Origin of the sequence: Pseudomonas frigoris (assembly GCF_047758635.1) — a bacterium.
Classification (GTDB): Bacteria; Pseudomonadota; Gammaproteobacteria; order Pseudomonadales; family Pseudomonadaceae; genus Aquipseudomonas; species Aquipseudomonas frigoris.
In genome coordinates this window covers 4,119,488-4,141,423 of the sequence record NZ_CP180479.1, presented here as the reverse complement: position 1 = coordinate 4,141,423, position 21,936 = coordinate 4,119,488, and the positions used below count along the sequence as shown (strand labels likewise).

Below are 21,936 nucleotides of genomic sequence, written 5' to 3'. Positions count from 1 at the left end.
GAGCCCACCATGAACGCTTTGACTCAACCGATTGTTGCCGGGCAGCCCCTGGCCAAAAGTCAGCATGATTTGCACAATGCTCGCAGCTTGCTTGATGCGACGTTGCGTTTCGTCCGGCAGCAGACCCAAACCACGGATGACCCTTACGTCATCAGCCGTTTTGGTGACTTGCACATCCGCATTGAAGTCGCCGCCGCGCTGCTCGAACGCGCCGAAGACTTTCTGAACAGCGTTGATGACGACACGGAAATCAGCGTCGCCATCGCCGAGTCGCACCTGGCCAGCGCCGACGCGCTAAATGCCGTCAGCAACGCTGAATTCGAACTCACCGGCCAACGCACCCTGTTGCCCGGATCGTTGCATGACCCATTGCACCGGAAACTCCACCTCATCGGTAACTTCCGCCTCAACGGCATCCATCCCCCAAGCTTTCGGAGTGCGGTTTGATGGCCCGTGAAATCCGCCTCAACGCCTTTGACATGAACTGCGTCGGCCATCAGTCGCCCGGCCTGTGGGCGCATCCGCGAGATCGCTTCTGGCAATACAAGGATCTGGAGTACTGGACCGATCTGGCGAAAATCCTCGAACGCGGCAAGTTCGACGGTTTGTTCATCGCCGATGTGCTGGGCATCTACGACGTCTACAACGGCAATGGTGACGCGGCGATCCGTCAGGCGGCGCAGGTGCCGGTCAACGACCCACTGCAATTGATTCCGCCGATGGCGCTGGTCACCGAGCATTTGGGTTTCGGCCTGACCGCCTCGCTGTCCTTCGAACACCCGTATCCGTTCGCCCGACGCCTGTCGACGCTCGATCACCTGACCAAGGGCCGCGCCGGCTGGAACATCGTCACCTCTTATCTGGAAAGCGGTGCGAAGAACCTCGGCCAGAAAAACCAGACCGAACACGACGCTCGTTACGACTTCGCCGAAGAGTATTTGGAGGTTTGCTACAAACTGTGGGAAGGCAGTTGGGAAGAGGGTGCGATTCTGCGGGATCGCGAGCGGCGGATCTTCAGCGACCCGAGCAAAATCCACGAAATCCAGCACGTCGGTAAGCACTTCCAGGTGCCGGGCATTCATCTTTGCGAACCCTCGCCGCAACGCACGCCGGTTCTCTATCAGGCTGGCGCATCCAGTCGCGGCAAGCAGTTTGCCGCCGAGCATGCCGAGTGTGTGTTCGTTGCTGCACCGTCGAAAGTGCTGCTGAAGAAAACCGTCGCCGACATCCGCCGTCGTGCTGCCGAAGCCGGGCGCGATCCGTCGAAGATTCTGATCTTCAACCTGCAAACCGTGATCCTCGGCGAGACCGACGCCAAGGCCAAAGCCAAGTTCGAGGAATACAAAACCTGGGTCAGTTACGAAGGGGCGATGGCGTTGATCTCTGGCTGGACCGGGATCGATTTCAGCCAGTTCAAACCCAATGAGCCGCTCAAGCATGTGCATACCAACGCCATTCAATCGGCGGTGGAAGCGTTTTTCACGGCGGACCCGAACAAGGTCTGGACCCCGAATGAACTGGCTGACTGGGTGGGCATCGGCGGTTTTGGTCCGTTGTTTGTCGGCAGTCCCGAGACCGTCGCCGATTTGCTGCAGGAGTGGGTCGAGGAGACCGATGTGGACGGCTTTAACCTGGCCTATGCATTGACCCACGAAACCTTCATCGACGCTGTGGAATTGCTGGTGCCGGAGTTGCAGAAGCGTGGGGTCTACAAAACCGAATACGCGCCGGGGACCTTGCGCGAGAAGTTGTTCGGTGAAGGGCCGCGATTGCCGGAGATTCATCCGGGCGCGGGTTATCGAGACCTGGCGGCGTTGCGGCAGCAGGAGAAGAAAGTCGCGTCCTATTCATGATCGTTCCCACGCGCAACCTGCGCCTGCCCGGCTATCCGATTCCATCCTGCAAGCCAGCGGTATTTCTCTGTCCTACTTTGGTACTGCTTGATGAACCTTCCATGGGTTTGGCGCCTATTATCGTCCAGGAGATTTTCGAGATGAAACATTGATCAGTGAGAACGCCATGACTGAAACCCAAAGCGGACAGGCCACCGACGCCATTCGCCACGCGGACATCCTGATCGTCGGCGGCGGCCTCAGCGGGGCAATGCTGGCGGCGCAGTTGCTGCGCCTGCCGGGCAAACGCCAGGTGCTGGTGATCGAACCCCGCGCCGAACTGGGACGGGGCGAGGCGTACAGCGCGGTCGAGTTGGGCCACACGCTCAACGGCAATGCGGCGCGGATGAGCGTCGACCCGGACAACGCCGACGACCTGACCCAATGGCTGACCGATTACATCGCGGCCGGCGGCTGGCCGGAGTCTGACGAGCAACATGTGCCGGTCAGCGAGTTGTTCCCGCCGCGGGGGATTTTCGGCCTGTACGTGCAGCAGCGCCTGGCGGAAGCGCAAGCGGTGGGGGTGTTGAACGGTTCAACGGTCGAGCATGTGCGGGCCGAGGTGATTGACCTGCAAACGACGGACGATTCGGTGCGGCTGACCTTGAGCGACGGGCAACGCTTGCAGGGCGCCTATGCCGTACTGGCGACCGGGATGTTTCCCGCTGCACGCACGCCACAGACCGAGTCCAGCGGCTTGAACGCCGCTGCGCTTGATCCGTGGGACGTCGCGGCCATGCAGCAATTAGATCCGCAGTCGACCGTGCTGATCATCGGTTCGGGCCTGACCATGGTCGACGCCGTGGTGTCGCTGGAACAGGCCGGGCATCGCGGGCCGATTGAAGTGTTTTCCCGGCATGGCTTGCTGCCTCATGTACGTCGTCAGCCGCCGGCCTGGGCAGATTTTCTTGCCGAGGATCAGAGCATTCGCACACCGCGACAGCTGGTGCGCGAACTGCGTCGGCATTGCCGGGACGCCATCGCTCAAGGCATCGACTGGCAGGCGCCGCTCGACACCGTACGGGCGCACATTGGCCGCTTGTGGAATCAGGCGACGGACGTGCAGCGTCGGCAGTTCGTGCGGCATGTGCGGCCGTGGTGGGAAAGTCATCACCACCGCTCGCCGCCGTTGAGTGCCGAACTGGTGGCGCGGCTGCACAAGGAAGGCCGATTGCGGATTCAGGCGGCGTCGTTCAAAGGGCTGGAGCCTTCAGCGCACGGAGCAGTGAGCATCCGCATTCGGCGTCGTGGTGAAGCAGAAACTACCATTGTCAGCGGCGCGGCATTGATCAACTCCAGCGGCATCGAATATGACTGGCGACGGGTCGCCCGACCGCTGCCACAGCAACTGCTGGCGCGCGGACTTGTCCGGCCGGGGCCGTTGGCGCTGGGGATTGCAGCGGCAGTCGATGGCGCGGTGCTGGATGCCGATGCACACGTCGCCAGTCGTCTGTTCGCCATGGGCCCACCGTTGCGCGGCATGTGGTGGGAAAGCACGGCGGTGACTGACGTGGCGAGCCAGGCCAAGGCACTCGCCGCTCGCCTGACAACAACGCCGCCCCTGTAGCAGCTGCCGAGCCTGCGAGGCTGCGTTCGAGCGCGCAGCGGTCGCAGAATCAGGTAATGCGTTTTTCAGCCAGACCGTGCACTCAGGTTTTACGACCGCTGCGCGCTCGAACGCAGCCTCGCAGGCTCGGCAGCTGCTACGGATTTTGGTGATCAGCTATTACGAAGAAACCCCGGATAGATCGGATCTACCCGGGGTTTGTTGTTTAAAGCGGCGCAACGCCGTTGATCAATAACGCTGATACTTCGAACCGAACTCAGGGCGGTTTTCAGCGACGTAGAGTGTGCTCGCCTGGCTGTCTTTGTGATCAACGCCGACGGTTTTCACGTTCAGTGTGGCCGGTTGGCTGACTTTGGCCGCTGCAACGACCTGTGAGGTGGCGTGAGGGGCGGCGATGGCGGAGGTAGGGCCAAGAACCGAAAGGGCGAAACCAAGACCGATAATGCTTTTCATGATAGTGCTCCAGAGCGTGGGGAGAAGATGTGGCCACTGTAGTGCTGGAGCATCGCGATGAAAAAACACCCTGACGCATAGTTGTTATCGAGAGCGTTGATCCGTTGTCAGCGGGGTGTGTTGTCGCTGAGCCAGCGCTGCTTGAGTTGTTCCAGGCGCCCATCGTGGTTCATCTCGTCCAGCGCCTGTTGCCAGCGCGCGACCTGGCGCGCATCGGTTTGCGGGGAAAACGCGATGTAGGTGCCTTGCTTCATCAGCGGCATCTGGTAATGCAACTGGTCGGGCGGCAACCCTTCTTCACGGGCCATTGTGGCGGCGGAAAGGGTGTCGGCCACCACATACTCGGTGCGCCCCAGACGTGCCAGACGCATCATTTGTTCGGGGGTTTCCACGCCGTATAGATTGTTCAAACCTTGTTTTTGCAAGTAGCTGTAGACCAGCCATTTGCGCGGGACGGCGATGCGGCCCAGGTTGCCGGCGTCTTGCAAATTGCGCACCGGTTGCTGGGTGCCATTGGCGGAATAGAGCGCCGTTTCCACGTCCATCAACGGGCCGACCCACTGGTACTGGCCATCGCGCTCAGGAGTGCGCAACACGGTAAACACCCCGGTAGCGGGCTCGGTCGTGGCGATGAGCAAGGCGCGCAGCAGGGGGACTTGTTGGAAATGCACCTGGTCGCCGGCACTGTCGGCCAGCGCCTTCACCACATCCACACCAAACCCCACCAGTTCGTTGCCTTGCTGAAAATGCAGGGGCGGATGGTTGTCGGTGAGCAGGTTCAGATCGGCCGCGACCGCAGTAAAGGTCAGGAAATACATCAGGCATCCGGCAATGCGCTTCATGAATCGTCCTTGATGAAATGAAGCGCAAATCTTAGTACGGGTGTGCTGCAAATGTCCCGAGGAATTATCGGACTATTGCGTCAGATCTCAGGACTTAGGGGCTTCTGCATGGGGAGATGCAGATGGGTTTTGTCTGACGGAACACAGTCAAATGTGGGGGTAAGCTCGCTCCCACCTTCGTTCTCTGTCTTGATGTAGATCGCGATCAATACCGCTGATATTTCGAGCCGAACTCGGCGCGGTTTTCCGCGACAACCACACCACCGCGTACCGCATTGCTCAGGCTGACCGAGGCCACACGGTCGGGCGGCTACGACTGGGGCGCGCGCTCGGCGGACTTCGTTTCGGCGCTCTGGCCGGAGCGGGTGGAGGCGCTGGTCTCGGTGAGTGGCTACCTCATCGGCAATCAGGCCGCAGGCAAGAATCCGTTGCCGCCCAAGGCCGAGCTGCAATGGTGGTACCAGTTCTACTTCGCTACCGAACGCGGCCAGGCCGGTTACGAAAAAAATCGCCACGACTTCGCCAAGTTGATCTGGGAGCTGGCCTCCCCGAAATGGACCTTCGACGACGCGACTTTCGATCGCAGCGCGGTGGCCCTGGACAACCCCGATCATGTGGCTATTACGATCTTCAACTATCGCTGGCGGTTGGGCATGATTCAGGGCGAACCTCAATATGAAGCGCTGGAGCAGCGGCTGGCCAAGGCCCCGGTCATTACGGTGCCGACCATCACTATGGAAGGGGATGCCAACGGGGCGCCACATCCGGCTGCCGAGGATTATGCCAAGCGCTTCACCGGCAAATATGAGTACCGACTCATCAACGGCGGCATCGGCCACAACTTGCCGCAGGAAGATCCGCAGGCCTTTGCCAAGGCCGTGATCGACGCGGATCACCTCTGAGATCGCGTACCTGTTGCAAGCCAGGCAGCAATCTATGTGGGAGCGGGCTTGCTCCCACAGGGGGTATGGCCTGCTACGCAACCACTTGATAACACGGCACATACGCCGCGCCACCTGGCAGTTTCATCCGGTGCTGGGCGACGAAGGCCTTGAGCAGTTGATCCAGCGGTTGCATCACCGCCGCATCGCCACGGATCTGGTAAGGCCCGTGCTCTTCAATCAGGCGGATGCCCTTGTCCTTGACGTTGCCGGCGACGATGCCGGAGAACGCGCGGCGCAGGTTGGCGGCCAATTCGTGGGCCGGCAGGTTGCGGCTCAGTTTCAGGTTGGCCATGTTTTCGTGGGTTGGATCGAACGGACGCTGGAAGCCTTCGTCGATCTTCAACAGCCAGTTGAAATGGAACGCGTCATTGCGCTCGCGGCGGAACTGTTTGACTGCCTTTAGACCTTGAGTCATTTGACGCGCGACTTCAGCCGGGTCGTCGATGATGATCTCGTAGTGTTGCTTCGCGGCCTCGCCCAGGGTGGCGCCGACAAACGCGTCCAGTTGCTCCAGATACGGCGCGGCATGTTTCGGTCCGGTGAGGACCACGGGGAAGGGCAGGCCGGCGTTGTCCGGGTGCATCAGGATACCGAGCAGGTACAGGAACTCTTCGGCGGTGCCGGCGCCGCCCGGGAAAATGATGATGCCGTGGCCGACGCGGACGAAGGCTTCCAGACGTTTTTCGATGTCCGGCAGGATCACCAGTTCGTTGACGATCGGGTTCGGCGCTTCGGCAGCGATGATGCCCGGCTCGGTCAAACCGAGGTAGCGGCCGCCGTGGATGCGCTGTTTGGCGTGGGCGATGGTCGCGCCTTTCATCGGGCCTTTCATCACGCCAGGACCGCAACCGGTGCAGATGTCGAGGCTGCGCAGGCCCAGTTCGTGGCCGACTTTCTTGGTGTATTTGTATTCTTCAGTATTGATCGAGTGGCCGCCCCAGCACACCACGATCTTCGGCTCGACGCCGGGGCGCAGGGTGCGGGCGTTGCGCAGCAGGTGGAACACGTAGTCGCTGATGCCCTGGGAGGTGCTCAGGTCGATGCGCTGGGCGTCGAGTTCGTTTTCGGTGTAGACGATGTCGCGCAGGGCGCTGAAGAGCATTTCCCGGGTGCTGGCGATCATTTCGCCATCAACGAAGGCGTCGGCCGGGGCGTTCAGCAGTTCCAGGCGTACGCCACGGTCCTGCTGGTGAATGCGGATTTCGAAGTCCTTGTACGCCTCGAGGATGGTTTTTGCGTTATCGACATGGGCGCCGGTATTGAGGATGGCCAGGGCGCACTGGCGGAATAAGGTGTAGGTGCTGCCGGATCCGGCTTCGCTCAGTTGCTGTACTTCACGTTGAGAAAGGGTTTCCAGGCTGCCTTTTGGGCTGACCGAGGCGTTGATTACTTGTCGTTGGGTCATTCAATGATCCTTAAAACGATGCCATCCATACAGGCAAATGGCATCCGAATAGTATGTATCCATGAAAGAAGATGGCACGAACTGCGCTGTATCGCCATTTCCCCGTTTGACGATGAAAAGATGAAAAGGAGCCTCAGCATAGCTAAATCCCCTGCAGAGGCGATAATGCCCCGCAGCCTTTTTACCCATGCCCTCAAGGAACCCCGTCGCGATGTTCGAAATCCAGCCGCAGAACCCCGAACGCTATCGAAGCCAGACGCGACGCAGCACGATAATCATAGCCTTGATTTTCCTGGCCCTGGCGATGGTGTTGTCCACCACGGCGGTGGTGTTGTTCGGCGAACCCGGTGGCGACAATCTGCGATTTAACGTCGGCGGCGTGTTTGTGTCGGTGCTGCTGATGGCAGCGCTGATGCGCGGCACGTTCTGGACCCAGCCATGGATGGCCCCGGCGGTTTACGGCTGGCAGCTCAAGCGCAGCCTGATGAGCATCACCAACGTCATGCATCAGGTGACGGCGGCGGTGGAGAAGGAGGACCCGACGGCCATGAAGCTGCTGCGTTTCTACCATCTGGGGTTGAGCCAGATGCACGAGTTGGACGGCAACTCCAGTGATCACAGCCAGTTGACCCGCGAGATGGATCAGCACAAGGCGCGGATGGAGGCGCTGGGTATCGACACTGATCAGACGCAATTGAATCCCGCCTGGATCGAGGCCGTGAAGCAGGCGCCTCGGTAAGACCTGTGGGCAGAAACCGCCCCGTTGGGTCTAATGCCGATCAGTTAAGCCATTTCAGCCGCAACGCAAACCTTGTAGCCGCTGGCGAAGCCTGCGTTCGACTGCGCAGCAGTCGTAAAGTCAGACAATGCGGTGCGTCAGACCCACCGGGTACTTAGGGTTTACGACTGCTGCGCAGTCGAACGCAGGCTTCGCCAGCTGCTACAGATCGCGGCTTAACTTACGCCGCGATTATCGGCGGTAGCGTCGATTATCGGGATTGGCCTGACGTTTTGGACGTGGAAGACGGCGAGTCGCGCGACGGCCACTTCCTAAACCCTGATTCGTCGACAACCACTGAACCGTAGCCCTGGCGAGCCGGTGGTGAGAAAACCTCTCGCGCAAATCACCTATCCGGTGTTTGATGAGGCATAGTCGCCTGGCATCAGGCGGCTCATACCCGTCAGGGGGCATAAAAAGGGCGAACGGGAAGATTCGCCGTGTGATCAGCATTCAGGGAGCGTCATGGGTCATCCGTCCGTCAACAATCGAATTGAACAATCGCGCCATGGCGTGCCTTGGGTCGCCGAGCAAGCCGGGGTCACACTCAAGGTCCGCTCTGCGGTGATCCTGCTGGTCGCGGTGTGCCTGTCCATGACGGCTATCGTGATTTGGGAAGCCTGGAACTCGCGCCAGTACCATCTGCATGACAAGGAAGTGGCGATGTCCAACCTTGCCCAGACCCTGGCCTCGCAAGCGCAGGCGTCGATCAAGCAAGCCGATACGCTGCTGTTGACCCTGGTGGATCGCCTCGAAAACGACGGCATCGACCAGGCCCGGCTCCCCCGGCTGGAGCGTTTGCTCAAGGACCAGCGCAGTCAGTTGAGCCAGCTCCATGGCTTGTTTATCTATGATGAAGAAGGGCGCTGGGTTGCCAATTCCAACGGCGCCGTGGTGCCCGATGCCAACAATTCCGACCGCGAATATTTCATTTTCCATCGTGATCATCCCGATCGTGGGCCTCACATTGGCCCCTCGATCAAGAGTCGTTCGAGCGGTGAATGGATCATGACGGTGTCCCGCCGCGTCAATCATCCGGATGGCCGTTTTGCCGGCGTGGCGTTGGCAACGATTTATCTCAGCCATTTCCTCGGGCTCTACGACAGCATCGACATGGGTCATAACGGCGTGATCAACCTGATCGCCGACGATGCCACCATCGTCGTCCGCCGGCCGTTCAAAGAAGCTGAAATCGGCATCAGCGTCGCCAAGGGACCGTTGTTTACGCAACTGTTGCCCAAGGGCAATTCAGGCACGGCAATGGTCCCGTCCTATGTGGATGGCGTCGAGCGTGTGGTCGGATTTCGCAGGGTCGACGGTTATCCGCTGATCATCTTTGCGGCGCTGAACAAAGATGAAGTCCTGGCCGCCTGGCGTAAGGAGGTACTGCTGAGTGCCGGGATCGTCTCGTTATTCCTGGGGTTTCTGGGCGTCCTCGGTTATCGCCTCATTCGCCTCATGAGGCAGCAGAACCATGTGCAGGGCGTATTGCTGGATACGCAGGAAAAACTGATCGAGGTTAACCGCAGTCTTGAGTTGCTGGCGCTGGAGGACGCGCTGACCGGACTGTCCAACCGGCGTCAGTTCGATCTGTTCATCCTCGCCGAAATGGGCCGCGCCAGGCGCAACCAGACCCACCTCGCGCTGCTGATGATCGATGTCGATCACTTCAAGAGCTTCAATGATCTTTACGGCCATGTGGCCGGCGATGAGTGTTTGCGCAACATCAGCACGATCATCAGGGACAACATCAAGCGCCCCGGCGACCTGTCTGCCCGCTATGGTGGCGAAGAATTTGCGGTGGTACTGCCCGGCACCGACTACGTGGGGGCGTTTCTGGTGGCGGAAAAAATCCGCCGCGCTGTTCAGCAGGCCGGCATCCGACACAGTGAAGGGGCTGAAGGCACGGTGACGGTCAGCCTGGGGGTCGCCGCTTACGATCCGGCGTCACAAGCCCAGCCCAGCGACCTGGTGGGGGCCGCCGACAAGGCGCTTTACGTGGCCAAGGCCAGCGGCCGGAACATGAGCGTCATTGCCAACTGAATTCAAACAAACCGGTCACTGCCCTGAACCAGTTTGGTGGACAGGTACGATTGCTTGAGTTTTTCCAGCCACCAGCCCAAGGCGCGGCCGTCGTGATCGCCACGCCAGCCGGCATACAAGATATTCGGCTCACGCGGGTCGGCCATCTGTTTTTCAACCAGCGTGCCGTTTTTCAGCAACGAGCCGACCCGATGCTTCGGTAACCAACCCACGCCCAACCCGTCGCACTGGGCGAGGATCTTGGCGCGCATGGTCGGCACAGCGAGCACCGGTTGGCCGCCGGAGACGCCGTAAGTGCTGCCCTCGGTAACCCTGGACGAATCGGCCACGACAATCGCCCGATGCTGCGCAACCATGGCGCGTGAAATCGGCTCCTGGGCCCTGGCCAGCGGGTGCCTGGGTGACACCGCGAACACCCATTCCATTTCCCCCAGTTGCATCCAGCGCAAGGAAGGGATGGCCGGTGGTTCGTTGGTGGCGCCGATGATCAGGTCCGCGCGGCCTTCACGCAGGGCTTCCCAAACACCTTTGAGGACTTCCTGAGTGATGCGCAACGGCACGCCGGATTCCAGCGCATCGAACTCGTGAATCACCGGGATCAACGCTTCGAATTCGAGCAACTCATCGGTGACGATCCATAGCCGGCTCTCCCAGCCATTGGCCACTTGCTGCACCCGCTGGGTCAGCCGCGAGACGTCTTGCATCAGTCGCGCCGCCTCGTTCACCAGCAACTCACCCGCCGGGGTCAGTTGCAAGCGGTAGCGACGACGGTCGAACAGCAAGGCGTCAAAGCGTTCCTCCAGTTGTCGCGCCGCGTAGGACACCGTCGAGGGCGCCTTGCCCAAGTGGGCCGCGGCCCGGGACAGGCTGCCGGTTTCCCGGATGGCTTCGAGCAGCGTGAGATCTTCAATCGACAACATGGGCAGAGTCCTTGAACGAACAAGATCAAAAGATCGTCTGAACGCAGCCCGAACCTGCGGCAGCTCCTACGCGCCCGTTGGGCGCTGCCACAGCCTGATCAACCGAAGGTAGACCAGCACGTTGATCGCCAGCACCACGCTGCCCAGTCCCAGTTGAATTGCCGGTGTCAGGCCCGCCGGGTAAATGACCGGCCACACGTAATGTTCGATGAAACCGCCGCTATAACCGGTTTGCCCGGCCGCGTCGCGCATGAGGTTTTCCCACTGCGTCAGCGGGCAGGTCAGGTGGAAGACTTCCACCGACACACCCCACACCGCCGCGGGCAGGTGCCACCAGATCAGGGGGCGCCATTTGAGCACCAGCAGCCCGCCGAACAGCACGAACAGAATGAACAACAGATGAAACAGGACCAGCCCGTCGGCGGCGATTCGGTAAAGCATGTCGACTCCATGACGCGTTATGCGAATGGCTCCATGGTACTCGGGCTGGTTGCTGGCGCTCTATCGATTGTTGCTGTTCAACGCCGCCAGTACTTCCTTCAGACGCACCGCCATGGCTACGCTGCTGCGTTGCATCGGCGCGCGCAGTTCGTCGTCGATCAAGCCTTCAAGGGCCAGGGCGGTTTTCACCGGGGCGGGATTGGGCTCGATGAACAGGCTGTGAATCAGCGGCAACAGTTGGAAGAATGTCGCTCGACCAGTCGCTAACCGGTTGTCGCGGATCTGTTGATATAACGCCACGAACAGCTCCGGATGAACATGCGCCGAAGCGGCAATGGCGCCTTTGGCGCCCAGGCACAAGGCGCTGAAGATCTGGTTATCTTCGCCGCACAGCACGTCGACCTTGCCACTGCCTAGCAGCGCCAGGGTGTTGGCCTGATTGCCGCCGCAATCCTTGACCGCGACGATTCGCTCATGGGCGACGATGTTGAGCAGGGTTGCCTGCTCGAACGCCACGCCGGTGCGGTAAGGGATGTCGTAAAGAATGAGCGGAACGCTGGAGGCATCGGCGACGGTTTTGAAAAACGCTTCGAGGCCCGCCTGGGAAGGGCGGATGTAATACGGCGGCGGTACCAGCAAACCGGCCAGTGGACGTTTCAGGATTTCGCTTTGAAATTGCAGCAGCTCGGTCATATTGTTGCCGGCCAGGCCCATGACCACCCGTTCCGCCGGCACCTGCGCCAGCACCGCATCGAGCACCGCCAGTTGCTCGTGTTTGCTCAGTGCCGCCGCTTCCGCCGTGGTGCCGCAGACCACAACGCCATCGACACCTTTTTCCAGCAGATGATTGACCAACCGGCGCAAACCGACGAAATCGATCGCACCGTTGCGAAACGGTGTAACGAGAGGGACCCAGATACCTTGAAACGATGACATGCACTTACTCCTGAAGGTTGACCGATTTCGTCACCGTCAGAAGCGTAGAAGGCAGTAAGCAAGGGAGGGTGTCCGTCGCGCTCAATGTCCTGTCAGCTCATCTGACGGGACAGCGCGCCCCGGTCACATGAGCGACTGTTTCTTCGATTTGAGGGCGTGCGCAACGCAACCTTGCGCCTTGGCATTCAAGCCAATGACGACAGTGTTGAGGTTGAAGGTTGCGGACATACTTGCTTACACCCTGAATGAGGCGCTCAGTTTTAAAAGCCGGCGCGATTTTTGTCAATCGCGAAAATCAGCGAGCTCCGCACGCATTCTGCCGTTGTGCCTGGCCGCGGACCAAGTGCGCAAGATTGTTCAAGCCTTCGGCCATGACTGCTGGCACAGTCTGAAGTCTTTCCCTGGTTGTAGAGCGTTATGTCCAATTCACTCATGCCGCGCAGTGCCTTTCTTCGCGGCGCTGCGGCGATCATGCCGTTGTCCCTGGCCACCGCGCCCTGGGGACTGCTGGCCGGCTCCATGGCCATCGAGGCCAATCTCACGCCCCTGCAAGGCCAGGGGTTGTCGAGCATCGTGTTTGCCGGGGCGGCGCAACTGGTGGCGATCGGCATGCTCAAGGGCGGTGCCGGGATCTTTTCGATTTTGCTGACGACGCTGCTGCTGACCTCCCAGCATTTGCTCTACGGGATGAGCCTGCGTTCTGTGATTTCGCCGTTGCCGGGTCGCTGGCGTGTGGGGTTGGGCTTTTTGCTCACCGATGAGCTGTTCGCCCTGACCAGTGCGCATGACAAACAACAGTTCAACCGCTGGTACGCGTTGGGTGTCGGCCTGACATTTTACATCGCCTGGAACCTCTTCACCCTGGCCGGTATCGTACTGGGCAGCAGCATTCCGGGGCTGGAACATCTGGGACTGGACTTCTCCATCGCGGCGACTTTTATCGCCCTGATCACCCCCGTGGTGCGGAACGTGCCGACCGTGGTGTGTGTGGCGGTGTCGCTGTTCTGCTCGGTGCTGTTCAGCTACTGGCAATGGGGCTCGGCGCTAGTACTGTCGGGGTTGGCGGGCATGACCGCAGGCTTTATCTGCAACAAATTCTACGGTGGACGCACATGATGGTCTGGGCGGTTATTTTTGGCATGGGGCTATTGGTGTTCCTCAACCGCTATGTGTTTCTGGAGCCGCGGCTGCCCGTGCGCTTGAGCAGTAATGCGCGGCAGTTCCTGGGGTTTGCGGTGCCGGGCATGTTGACGGCGATCTGCGGGCCGATCGTGTTCATGCCGGACAAGCAGCTGAATCTGCAGTGGGACAACCCGTACCTGATCAGTTCGCTGGTGGCGGTGGGGCTGGTGCTTTACACCCGCAATACCTTGTTCAGCATGTTGTTGAGCATGGGATTCTTCTTTTTGCTGCGTTGGTGGCTCTAAGTCGTTCCCGTCGAAACTGTTCTACGCTTAAAGGTGACCCCTACAGGAAGAGAGGTGAGCATGGCTAATGATCCAAAGCGTCCGGACCCGGATGAAGATGTGGATGACGAACCCACGGAAGAGGAAATCGAGCGGCAGAGGCGTTCGACGCCGGACTGGAAGCACCCCGACGACGGTAAAGAACTGTCAGACCGCGACCAGGAACGTCCGCTGAAGCCTTGACCGATCTGCACATACAAAAAAGCCCCGCTATCAAGCGGGGCTTTTCATTGGGCGATTATTAAATCAGATCGCTTCATTCCAGCGAATGTGCGTAATACCCAATTGTTGCGCTTTGATGCGCGCGGTTTCGAGGTTGGCGTGTGCGGCGATTTGACGGTCGGAGTCGGGATAAGCATGGGCGGACGCCGAATGTATCGCCTCGACATCGGAAAACTGTTCGACCAGTTTGAAAAAGTGCTGACGAACGCCGTCGAACATATAGTGCACGGCATAGGGGATGAGTTTGCTCATATATTCCTCCTTGGGCCGAAGCTCAGTTTTTGAGAGTGGCTCGATGTCGGGTTCGTTCAGTTCTTTGGCTGAATGAACCCGGTCCATCAACTCAAACCTCTTCCAGCGTCAGAAAATCGGGGTGGGAGGCCCGATAACCCAAGGTCTTGTCGATCCAGGCGTTCAGCTCGTTGACCATGACTGGAGGTTTACCCGGATAGCGTTCGAGGGTTGTACGCAGGAGGTCGCCGATAGTGGCAATTGAATGCAGGTTGCGGGTCTTTATGTATTGCCCGATAAAACAGTCGAGTGGGTAATGTTCTGTCTTCGAAAGATAAACACACGCCAGACCATCGATTTGATTAATTATGAAATCGTCGCGCAATTTAATTCTCTGCAAGGCTTGTTGTTGTAGGGATTTCCTTGGTTTATTGACTCTTTGGTCAATTGCGGGGTGCCGAGGGAATGCGGCGCGCATGCTATCCATAGTTATTCTGAATGTATCGAAATGTCAGACAGGCGGTTAATAGTTAAATCGCCAAACAAAGGCAAGTGTTTCTTGGATGAGACGACATGTGTAACGATTAAGTGTTGAATATGTATATATAACTGTTGCTTATTCCTGCATTTATGTCTGTATTGATACGTTCAGGGTGTTTCATCAATCAGTGCAACGCCTTGATTTCTTGAATTGCCCACTGCTCTGTCAACCTTGTACCACTCGAAAACCTCGCTGACTTCACCCTGCAACAGCGCCATCTGCTCTGCGCGTTCTTTGGGGGTGGCCGGGTCAAGCCATTCCCGCGCCAGCGGCGCAGACAACACCACGGGGCGCCGGTCATGAATGTCGAGCATGCCGCCCGCACTGTCGGCGGTGATGATCACAAAACCGTCGTCGGCCCGCGACTCACCCCCCGCGCCGGGAAACTGTCCGATCGCCGCGCATAAAATCGGCGCCCGGTCCCGTCGGCGGATGAGCCACGGTTGCCTCGTCGAATCCCCGGCGTCGACCCATTCGAACCAGTTGTCGATCGGCACGATCGCGCGGTGCGGCCAGATCGCCCGGAAGAAGGCGCCGTGGGCGACTTTTTCGACCCGTGCATTGATCGGTGCCGCCCGATCCTTCGCCCAGCGCGGCCGCCATCCCCAGCGCTGAAAATCGGCGTGCAGGCCGTTGCTCTCCAGATGCAGGAGGGCGAGTTGCGTGGTGGGCGCCGCGTTGTAGCGGGCCAGCGGTTCATCACCGACGTGGTTGATCAACGCGTCGGGGATGCTCAGCACGGCGACAAAATCGTGAATGCCACGGTACTGCGACAGGCGTCCGCACATGGGCTGATACTCCGATTGAAGAGCTCTGACTGAAGCTCTCTGGCTGGAGATTTCAGCTTAGTTGCTCAGATCACATGGGCGCGCTGCAACTCGGTCAACGACAAGGCCTTGAGGCGAGCCAGCAAAGGGTCCCGCCGGTCACGGGGATGGGCCAGTTGCACCGCAAGCTCCTGACGAATGCTGCTGGGACGATTGTCCATCACCAGCACCCGATCACTGAGGTACAGCGCTTCATCCACGTCGTGGGTCACCAGCAGCAGGGCGATGGCGTGACGTTCGCCCAGTTGCAGCAGCAGGTCCTGCAGTTTCATTCGGGTAAAGGCGTCCACCGCGCTGAAGGGTTCGTCGAGCAACAGCACCTGCGGTCGCGAGTAGAGGCCGCGAGCGATCGCCACCCGCTGCGCCATGCCGCCCGACAGCGCTTTGGGCAGGGCTTGAGCAAAACCGCCGAGGCCGACTTCGTCGATCAGTTGCGCGACCCAGGCTTTGTCGTATTGGTTGTCGGCGCTGAAACCAATGTTCTGTTCGACTGTCAGCCATGGCATCAGTCGTGGCTCCTGGAACACAAAAGCGACTTCCCCGGCGCTGCTGAGCACTTCGCCCTCAAAGTCCTTTTCCAGGCCGGCGATGATCCGCAGCAACGTGCTTTTCCCGCAGCCGCTGGGCCCCAGTAGGCTGACGGCCTCCCGGGGTTGTAGTTGCAAATGGATGTTATTGAGCACGGTGGTGGCGGCGAAGGTTTTGCGCTCGACGCGAATGTCCAGCAGGTGGTCGGTCATGGCTCAATCCTCTGCGTTTTGGCCGTTGAAGGTGTCGCGCCAGGCGAGGAAACGTTTCTCCAGGCCGGCGAGGATGCCATCGCTGAGTTTGCCCAACAGCGCCAGCACGATGATTGCCGCCAGCACGATGTCCGGGCGTGAAGTCTCGCGACCGTCGCTGAGCAGATACCCCAAGCCTTTGGTCGCGGCGATCAGTTCGGCGGCGACCAAAAACATCCAGGCCAGGCTCATGCCGCTGCGCAACCCGGTGAACAGACCGGGCAGGGCGGCGGGCAGCAGAATTCGGCGCACCAGTCGCGGCCGGCTGAAACCGTACATCTGCCCGACTTCCACCAGTTTGCGGTCGATGTCGCGGATCGCCGCGACGCCGTTGAGGTACACCGGGAAGAAGGCACCGATGGCGATCAAGACGATTTTCGAGGTCTCGTCGATGCCCAGCCACAGCAGCAACAGCGGCACCCAGGCCAGACTTGGAATCGAGCGCAGGCCGGCGAACGTTGGCTCCAGCCAGGCTTCGGCTTCGCGGCTCAAACCGACCCACGCGGCGAATACCAAGGCCAGACCGGCGCCGATGGCGAACCCCAGCAGCACCCGCAACAGGCTGGCGCTGATGTGCTTCCACAGCGCGCCTTCGGCGAGGTCTCTCAAGGTCAGCGCGATCTCGCTGGGGGCCGGCATTTGGTAAGACGGCAACCAGCCGATACGCACGACGAATTCCAGCAGCAGGATGATCAGCACCGGTAGGGCGAGGGCCTTGAGGCGGAGTTTCCAGGCGTTGTTGAGGCGTCGGAGTGCCGGCAATGCCAGCGGGGCGGACAGGTGTTTACTTTTGCTGGTCATTGGGTTCTCCGGTCACGACGAATCAAGATCAAGAGATCACAGCCTCGTTTCACTCGACAGCTCCTACACGAGCCACGGTTTCTTTGAAGCCGATGTCGATCAGTTGGTCGATCACTTGATCGACATTCACCCCACGACGAACCAGTTCTTCGGAAACCAGGATCGGTGCGGCAGCCTTGGAAGCGATCACATCCTTGGCGGTCAGTTGCGGGCTGCTCAGGTCGGTGCGCGATAATTGCAGTTTGGCCACTTCCAGCGGCAGACCGGATTCGCCAGCGAGTAGCTTCGCCAGTTCCTCGGGATTTTTTACCGCCTACTCGCGAGCTTGCTCGTAGGCATTCAGTACGGTGTCGATGGTGTGTGGGTGTTCTTTGGCATAGCTGTCGGTGACGCTGACCACGCCGTAGCTGTTGAAATGAGTGTTGCGATAGAGCAACCGGGAGCCGGCCTGAACCTGGCTCGCGGCCATGTGCGGATCGAGTCCGGCCCAGGCGTCGATGTCACCTTTTTCCAGCGCAGTGCGACCGTCCGGGTGCTGCAAATGCACCAGTTCCACATCGTCTTTGCCCAGGCCTGCCTGTTGCAGGCTGCGCAGGGTAAACAGGTACGGATCGGTGCCCTTGGTGGCGGCGATTTTTTTACCTTTCAGATCGGCCACGGTCTTGTAGGGTGAATCCTTGCGCACCACCAACGCCGTCCATTCGGCGCGGCTGTAGACGTAAACCGATTTGATAGGGCTGCCATTGGCGCGGCTCAGCACGGCGGCGAGGCTGGCGGAGGAGGCGAAGTCGACGCCGCCGCTGTTGAGGTATTCCAGCGAGCGGTTGCTGCCCTGGCTCAGCACCCAGCTGACCTTGGTCTGTGGCAGGGCTTTTTCCAGAAAGCCGAAGTGTTTGAGCACCAGGCTCACGGGCGAGTAATAGGCGTAATCCAGATGCACTTCGGCCGGTGGCGCTTCAGCGGCCTGGGCAAGCGGTAGCAGGCTCAGCGCCAGGGCGCAAGCGCTGAGCAGAGATCTGACGTGGGGAAAACGGAAGGTGGTTTTCATGGGACAGCTCCAGGCAAGGCGGCGAAGTTCTTATTTCCAAAAAAACATTTTTTATAAATGCTTCCTGCATAAAAGGAATATTGCAGGCTCTGTGCCATGTTTTACGTGACGAGTGTTTTCAAGGCCTTGGCGCTGAAGCAGGGGCAGAGAAATGTTCAAGGGAAAACAGTCTGTTTAGTCGCTGTTGCTGGGCAAACACTGTTCGCTGCTGGTCATGAGCTTATGCATAAATCGAATTTTAAAAGCCTCTTGTAAGAGCGTTATGGTCTATCGCAATAACCCTCAAGGAGCCCCCGATGAACCTGTCCCGATTCGTGCGCAGTCTGCTGACTAGCGCACTGTTCGCCGCACCACTGGCTTACGCCGCCGAGCCCGTCGTCCTGCACGTCGGTGATCAGAACTACTACAACGTTCGCGCTTCGGTGGAGGCGTCGGGCGTACTGAAAGATGCGCCTTATACTGTCGACTGGAAGCACTTCCAGGCCGCCGCGCCGCTGGCCGAAGCGCTGAACACCGGCGCGCTGGATCTGGGTTTTCTCGGCGATTCGGGTTTTCTGTTCCTCGCCGCCAAGCAGGCGCCGGTGAAACTGATCGGCGTGTCGCGGCAAAACCCCGACACCATCGCCTTGCTGGTGCCCAAGGACTCACCGGTCAAAACCATCGCCGATCTGAAGGGTAAGAAAGTCGCTTATTGGCCCGGTGCCTGGAGCCAGCAACTGACCCTGCGCGCCCTGGAAAAAGCCGACCTGCCGGAAGACTATGTCGATTTCATCAAACTGATGCCGATCGATGCCGCCGCCGCGCTGCCTCAGGGCAGCATCGACGCGTTCCCGGTCTGGGAGCCTTACATCTCTCAGCAGATCCTGTTCTCCGGCGCCCGGCCGATCCTCACCGCCAAGAACCTGATGCCCGGCCTGAGCGCCATCGCCGCCTCGACGCCGTCGATCGACAGCAAACGCGAAGCCATTGCCGACTTTCTGGTGCGCCTGAAAAAGGCCCGGGCCTGGGTCGACAATCACACCGACGAGTACGCCGATCTCTGGGCGAAGAAAGCCAACCTTGACCAGAACGTCTCGCGCCATTGGTTGCGCCAGGCCCACATGACCGTCGGCCCGGTGGATGCGCAGGCAGCAAATGATCTGCAAAGCACGGCGGACTTCCTGTTCAAGGTAAAAGCGCTGCCGGCTGCATTGGCGACGGCGCCGATTATCGACAGCTCGTTTCAGCAGGCGTTTGCCCAGTAACCCACGATGCCGGGCAACACTGGAACCAAACACTGTGTACCCTTATCCAACCTCGGCCTGCAGCGACTTGCGGGCCGACGAAGGATAAATGGGCGAAGGATTTTTGCCCTTTGACGTGTTGACCGTAACGGTCTGGCCCAAGGCAAAACATGAAACGGCTGTTCAAGGTTCTATCTGCACTCATCATCGCCACAGGGCTGGTTGGGTGTATCGCTTCTCCCATCGAAATGACGCCGCAGACCGAACAGCGTCTGAGCGCGCAACCACCGATCCGTTTTCTGCTGACCTTCGACGACGGTCCCAGCGCCTCGAGTTTCTGGAATCCGACGATGACGGTGCTCGACAGTTTGGCCACTAACCCGGTGCAACCGAACCTCAAAGCGGTGTTCTTCGTGCAGACCCGCGCCTCACGCGCCGGCGGCAGTGAAATAGGGCGCCAGGTCATGCATCGCGAACAGGCCGTAGGTCAGATCCTGGGCTTTCACACGGCCACGCCCGGGCACACCAATCATCGCTCCCTGGACCCACAGGAACTGGAACAGTCCCTCACCAACGGCAGCGCCGACATCGCTGCGATCACCGGTGCTCCACCGACCCTGGTGCGCCCGCCATTCTGGAACTACGACAAACGCACTTTCGCGGCCTATCAGCAACACGGCATGCATGTGCTGCTGACCGATCTGAGCGCTAATGACGGCAAGATCTGGGGCTTCAACGCCAGCCCCCGGCGGCGGGCCCACTTCTTGCGCACAATGTCCGAAGTGCGCGAGCGCATCGCCCTTGGCGAATTACCGGTGGTGGACGGGGTGATTCCGGTGGTGGTGACCTTCCACGACCTCAATCGCTATACCGCCCGGCATACTCGCGAGTACCTGCAAATCCTGCTCGACAGTGCACAGGCTGCCGGTGTGAAAACCGCCGAAAAGCCGTTTTACGACGACACGGCAGCGCTGCAACGGGCCGCCATGGCGCGTACCGTTCGCGACAGTTCACAGCCGGTTAAATTGCCGGGGCTCTGGAATTGGATCTGGGGTGGGGATTCTCACTGAAAGGTCGCCAAAGTGAGAAACAGCTAACACTTATTTTCAGCATTGGCGAGCGCAGGATGGGAAAAGCCCATCTATGCTGAGCAAGTTGGATCCGATTAATGGCCACGGAGGCGCCTGTCATGGTTTCAGTTCCTGAGCTTTGCCGCATTGTTGAGTCCGGTTTTCAACCGCTTTCCTGTGCCTGCACGGTGAATCCGGACGGAACGTTACGGATCAAAGTCTACGAACCCTCCGCCGGGCGAATTGATCTGTTGATTACCGGTGTATCACCCGAACGGCTGACCAACGTTCGCGATATCTCCAATCTGATTGGCGAGTTACGCATCGAGATGCGCGCCGGTCGTCGGGCGTTTGCCGGCTGAAGTGGACTATATAGCAGCTGGCGTAGCCTGCGTTCGGTTCGGGCCGCGTTCGGACGAAGCAGTCGTAAAACCGGCATCCGCGGTTCACCTGAAACACCGCAGTGCCTGATTTCACGACCGCTTCGTCCGAACGCGGCCCGAACCGAACGCAGGCTTCGCCAGCTGCTACGGATCGCGTTACAGCTGCAATTACTTCCGCGGCTGCAGTTCATCAATCATCTGCAAGCAATGATTCAACCCCGGCGATACGTCGCCCACGCGCCTGCTGAGAATGATCGGCGAGGTCGCGTTGTCTTCCAGCAGCGGCGTGAAACCAATGTCGTCGCGGTGCAACAATTGCACCGAGGCCGGCACCAGGGTGACGCCGATTCCCGCTCCCACCAGACCGATGGCTGTTTGCAGCTCATTGGTCCATTGCGCCACATGGATGCTCACGCCATAGGATTCGAATAACGCGATGACGTGATCGGCATAGCTGGGCCGCGGGTTGCCGGGGTACAGCACAAAAGGTTCTTTCGCCAGTTCGCGAAGGCTGATCGGCCCGGCCAGTAATGGATGGCCGGCGGGCAGGGCGGCGACCAGTCGGTCTTCAGTCAACACAGTCTGGATGATCGCCGGGTCGTCAATGCGGATTCGCCCGAAGCCGATATCGATACGCCCGGCCTTGAGCGCCTGAACTTGCTGCAACGTGGTCATTTCCGAGAGTCCCAGTTCAAGCTCCAGGGGCTCGCCGCTGCGCAAACGGCGAATCAGTTCCGGCAGCACGCCATAGAGCGTCGATGGGGCGAAACCGATGCCCAGCCAGGTCTTTTCGCCCAGACCGATCCGTCGCGTGTTGTCGCACACCTTGCCCAGTTGCTCGAGCAGGGCGGTGGAGTGTTCATGGAAAAATCGGCCGGCGTCGGTCAGCTTCAGCGGCCGCCCGCGTTCCAGCAACAACACCCCGAGTTCATCCTCCAATTGCTGCATCTGCCGACTCAGGGGTGGTTGGGCAATGTGCAGAAGCTCGGCGGCACGGGTGAAGTTGAGGGTTTGAGCCAACACCTGAAAATACCGCAGGTGACGCAGTTCCATGGAGCCTCCAGATGCAAGTCGGTTGCATACCTTAAAGGTATCAAGTCAGACCAATTCTATATTGGCTTCCC

23 protein-coding genes and 3 pseudogenes are annotated in these 21,936 nt (G+C 59.7%); 13 read left to right on the top strand and 13 right to left on the bottom strand.

Annotated elements, in window-relative coordinates; all coding sequences use genetic code 11:
- The first annotated feature begins 9 nt into the window (after positions 1 to 9).
- The 4 genes and pseudogenes from ACMXYH_RS18980 (at position 10) to ACMXYH_RS18965 (ending at position 3,459) form a co-directional block, all read left to right on the top strand.
- Positions 10 to 447 carry an acyl-CoA dehydrogenase gene (locus ACMXYH_RS18980; RefSeq protein WP_134417145.1) on the top strand — a complete coding sequence of 146 codons (438 nt, stop codon included), beginning with the start codon at positions 10 to 12 and terminating at the stop codon, positions 445 to 447.
- Complete coding sequence (locus ACMXYH_RS18975) at positions 447 to 1,853, top strand: LLM class flavin-dependent oxidoreductase (RefSeq protein ID WP_415764473.1); 1,407 nt, start codon at positions 447 to 449, stop codon at positions 1,851 to 1,853. Before ACMXYH_RS18980 ends, ACMXYH_RS18975 begins: the two co-directional genes overlap by 1 nt.
- 56 nt (positions 1,854 to 1,909) lie before the next feature.
- Positions 1,910 to 1,996 (top strand): annotated as a pseudogene (locus ACMXYH_RS18970) (ABC transporter ATP-binding protein); the annotation flags it as partial.
- A gap of 23 nt (positions 1,997 to 2,019) precedes the next feature.
- Positions 2,020 to 3,459 (top strand): FAD/NAD(P)-binding protein, encoded by a 1,440-nt coding sequence (locus ACMXYH_RS18965; protein WP_129443439.1) that lies wholly within the window; start codon positions 2,020 to 2,022, stop codon positions 3,457 to 3,459.
- 228 nt (positions 3,460 to 3,687) lie between these two features.
- Here the strand turns inward: ACMXYH_RS18965 and ACMXYH_RS18960 are convergent, their stop codons facing one another.
- Positions 3,688 to 3,912 (bottom strand): hypothetical protein, encoded by a 225-nt coding sequence (locus ACMXYH_RS18960; protein ID WP_415764472.1) that lies wholly within the window; start codon positions 3,910 to 3,912, stop codon positions 3,688 to 3,690.
- A gap of 107 nt (positions 3,913 to 4,019) precedes the next feature.
- Positions 4,020 to 4,754: a substrate-binding periplasmic protein gene (locus ACMXYH_RS18955; RefSeq protein WP_415764471.1), complete on the bottom strand. Its 735-nt coding sequence runs from the start codon at positions 4,752 to 4,754 to the stop codon at positions 4,020 to 4,022.
- A 305-nt stretch (positions 4,755 to 5,059) separates the two neighbouring features.
- Between ACMXYH_RS18955 and ACMXYH_RS18950 the strand changes: the two are divergent.
- A pseudogene (locus ACMXYH_RS18950) lies at positions 5,060 to 5,656 on the top strand (alpha/beta fold hydrolase); the annotation flags it as partial.
- A 73-nt stretch (positions 5,657 to 5,729) separates the two neighbouring features.
- Here the strand turns inward: ACMXYH_RS18950 and ppnN are convergent.
- Positions 5,730 to 7,103, bottom strand: a complete 1,374-nt coding sequence (ppnN, locus tag ACMXYH_RS18945; protein ID WP_008151729.1) for a nucleotide 5'-monophosphate nucleosidase PpnN — start codon at positions 7,101 to 7,103, stop codon at positions 5,730 to 5,732.
- Positions 7,104 to 7,314: 211 nt separating this feature from the next.
- Between ppnN and ACMXYH_RS18940 the strand changes: the two genes are divergently transcribed.
- A complete protein-coding gene (locus ACMXYH_RS18940; RefSeq protein WP_415764470.1) occupies positions 7,315 to 7,842 on the top strand; it encodes a DUF3087 domain-containing protein in 528 nt (175 codons plus the stop codon).
- 504 nt (positions 7,843 to 8,346) lie between these two features.
- A complete protein-coding gene (locus ACMXYH_RS18935; protein WP_415764469.1) occupies positions 8,347 to 9,924 on the top strand; it encodes a sensor domain-containing diguanylate cyclase in 1,578 nt (525 codons plus the stop codon).
- A 2-nt stretch (positions 9,925 to 9,926) separates the two neighbouring features.
- Here ACMXYH_RS18935 and ACMXYH_RS18930 read toward each other — a convergent pair whose 3' ends face one another.
- From ACMXYH_RS18930 to dapA, 3 genes are all read right to left on the bottom strand, one after another.
- The gene (locus ACMXYH_RS18930; RefSeq protein WP_415764468.1) at positions 9,927 to 10,844 is read right to left on the bottom strand and encodes a LysR family transcriptional regulator; all 918 of its coding nucleotides are present in this window, start codon (positions 10,842 to 10,844) and stop codon (positions 9,927 to 9,929) included.
- Between the two features lie 66 nt (positions 10,845 to 10,910).
- The gene (locus tag ACMXYH_RS18925) at positions 10,911 to 11,285 is read right to left on the bottom strand and encodes a DUF2784 domain-containing protein (protein ID WP_046053487.1); all 375 of its coding nucleotides are present in this window, start codon (positions 11,283 to 11,285) and stop codon (positions 10,911 to 10,913) included.
- A gap of 60 nt (positions 11,286 to 11,345) precedes the next feature.
- Positions 11,346 to 12,221: a 4-hydroxy-tetrahydrodipicolinate synthase gene (dapA, locus tag ACMXYH_RS18920; RefSeq protein WP_415764467.1), complete on the bottom strand. Its 876-nt coding sequence runs from the start codon at positions 12,219 to 12,221 to the stop codon at positions 11,346 to 11,348.
- Positions 12,222 to 12,638: 417 nt separating this feature from the next.
- On the opposite strand from dapA, the gene ACMXYH_RS18915 reads away from it, so the two are divergent.
- From ACMXYH_RS18915 to ACMXYH_RS18905, 3 genes are read left to right on the top strand one after another with little or no spacing between them, the layout of a single operon-like run.
- Positions 12,639 to 13,337, top strand: coding sequence for an AzlC family ABC transporter permease (locus ACMXYH_RS18915; RefSeq protein WP_129443464.1), 699 nt, complete (start codon positions 12,639 to 12,641; stop codon positions 13,335 to 13,337).
- Positions 13,337 to 13,648, top strand: a complete 312-nt coding sequence (locus ACMXYH_RS18910; RefSeq protein WP_415767725.1) for an AzlD domain-containing protein — start codon at positions 13,337 to 13,339, stop codon at positions 13,646 to 13,648. Before ACMXYH_RS18915 ends, ACMXYH_RS18910 begins: the two co-directional genes overlap by 1 nt.
- A 60-nt stretch (positions 13,649 to 13,708) precedes the next feature.
- Entirely contained in the window at positions 13,709 to 13,870 is a 162-nt protein-coding gene (locus ACMXYH_RS18905) for a hypothetical protein (RefSeq protein WP_165353281.1), read from the top strand.
- A 63-nt stretch (positions 13,871 to 13,933) separates the two neighbouring features.
- On the opposite strand, the gene ACMXYH_RS18900 is transcribed toward ACMXYH_RS18905, so the two are convergent.
- From ACMXYH_RS18900 to ACMXYH_RS18875, 6 genes and pseudogenes are all read right to left on the bottom strand, one after another.
- Positions 13,934 to 14,161, bottom strand: coding sequence for a DUF6555 family protein (locus ACMXYH_RS18900; RefSeq protein ID WP_134417131.1), 228 nt, complete (start codon positions 14,159 to 14,161; stop codon positions 13,934 to 13,936).
- A 91-nt stretch (positions 14,162 to 14,252) separates the two neighbouring features.
- A complete protein-coding gene (locus tag ACMXYH_RS18895; RefSeq protein ID WP_415767724.1) occupies positions 14,253 to 14,525 on the bottom strand; it encodes a hypothetical protein in 273 nt (90 codons plus the stop codon).
- 263 nt (positions 14,526 to 14,788) lie between these two features.
- Positions 14,789 to 15,469 (bottom strand): SOS response-associated peptidase, encoded by a 681-nt coding sequence (locus ACMXYH_RS18890; protein ID WP_415764466.1) that lies wholly within the window; start codon positions 15,467 to 15,469, stop codon positions 14,789 to 14,791.
- 65 nt (positions 15,470 to 15,534) lie between these two features.
- On the bottom strand, positions 15,535 to 16,248 hold the full coding sequence (locus tag ACMXYH_RS18885; protein WP_415764465.1) for an ABC transporter ATP-binding protein: 714 nt from the start codon (positions 16,246 to 16,248) through the stop codon (positions 15,535 to 15,537).
- 3 nt (positions 16,249 to 16,251) lie between these two features.
- Entirely contained in the window at positions 16,252 to 17,088 is an 837-nt protein-coding gene (locus ACMXYH_RS18880) for an ABC transporter permease (RefSeq protein WP_415764464.1), read from the bottom strand.
- A gap of 49 nt (positions 17,089 to 17,137) precedes the next feature.
- Positions 17,138 to 18,136: pseudogene (locus ACMXYH_RS18875) on the bottom strand (aliphatic sulfonate ABC transporter substrate-binding protein).
- 296 nt (positions 18,137 to 18,432) lie between these two features.
- On the opposite strand from ACMXYH_RS18875, the gene ACMXYH_RS18870 reads away from it, so the two are divergent.
- From ACMXYH_RS18870 to ACMXYH_RS18860, 3 genes are all read left to right on the top strand, one after another.
- Positions 18,433 to 19,380 (top strand): ABC transporter substrate-binding protein, encoded by a 948-nt coding sequence (locus ACMXYH_RS18870; protein WP_415764463.1) that lies wholly within the window; start codon positions 18,433 to 18,435, stop codon positions 19,378 to 19,380.
- Positions 19,381 to 19,529: 149 nt separating this feature from the next.
- Positions 19,530 to 20,429 (top strand): polysaccharide deacetylase family protein, encoded by a 900-nt coding sequence (locus ACMXYH_RS18865; RefSeq protein WP_415764461.1) that lies wholly within the window; start codon positions 19,530 to 19,532, stop codon positions 20,427 to 20,429.
- 119 nt (positions 20,430 to 20,548) lie between these two features.
- Positions 20,549 to 20,791: a DUF1652 domain-containing protein gene (locus tag ACMXYH_RS18860; RefSeq protein ID WP_415764460.1), complete on the top strand. Its 243-nt coding sequence runs from the start codon at positions 20,549 to 20,551 to the stop codon at positions 20,789 to 20,791.
- Between the two features lie 189 nt (positions 20,792 to 20,980).
- Here the strand turns inward: ACMXYH_RS18860 and ACMXYH_RS18855 are convergent, their stop codons facing one another.
- The gene (locus ACMXYH_RS18855) at positions 20,981 to 21,865 is read right to left on the bottom strand and encodes a LysR family transcriptional regulator (RefSeq protein ID WP_129443480.1); all 885 of its coding nucleotides are present in this window, start codon (positions 21,863 to 21,865) and stop codon (positions 20,981 to 20,983) included.
- Positions 21,866 to 21,936: the final 71 nt, after the last annotated feature.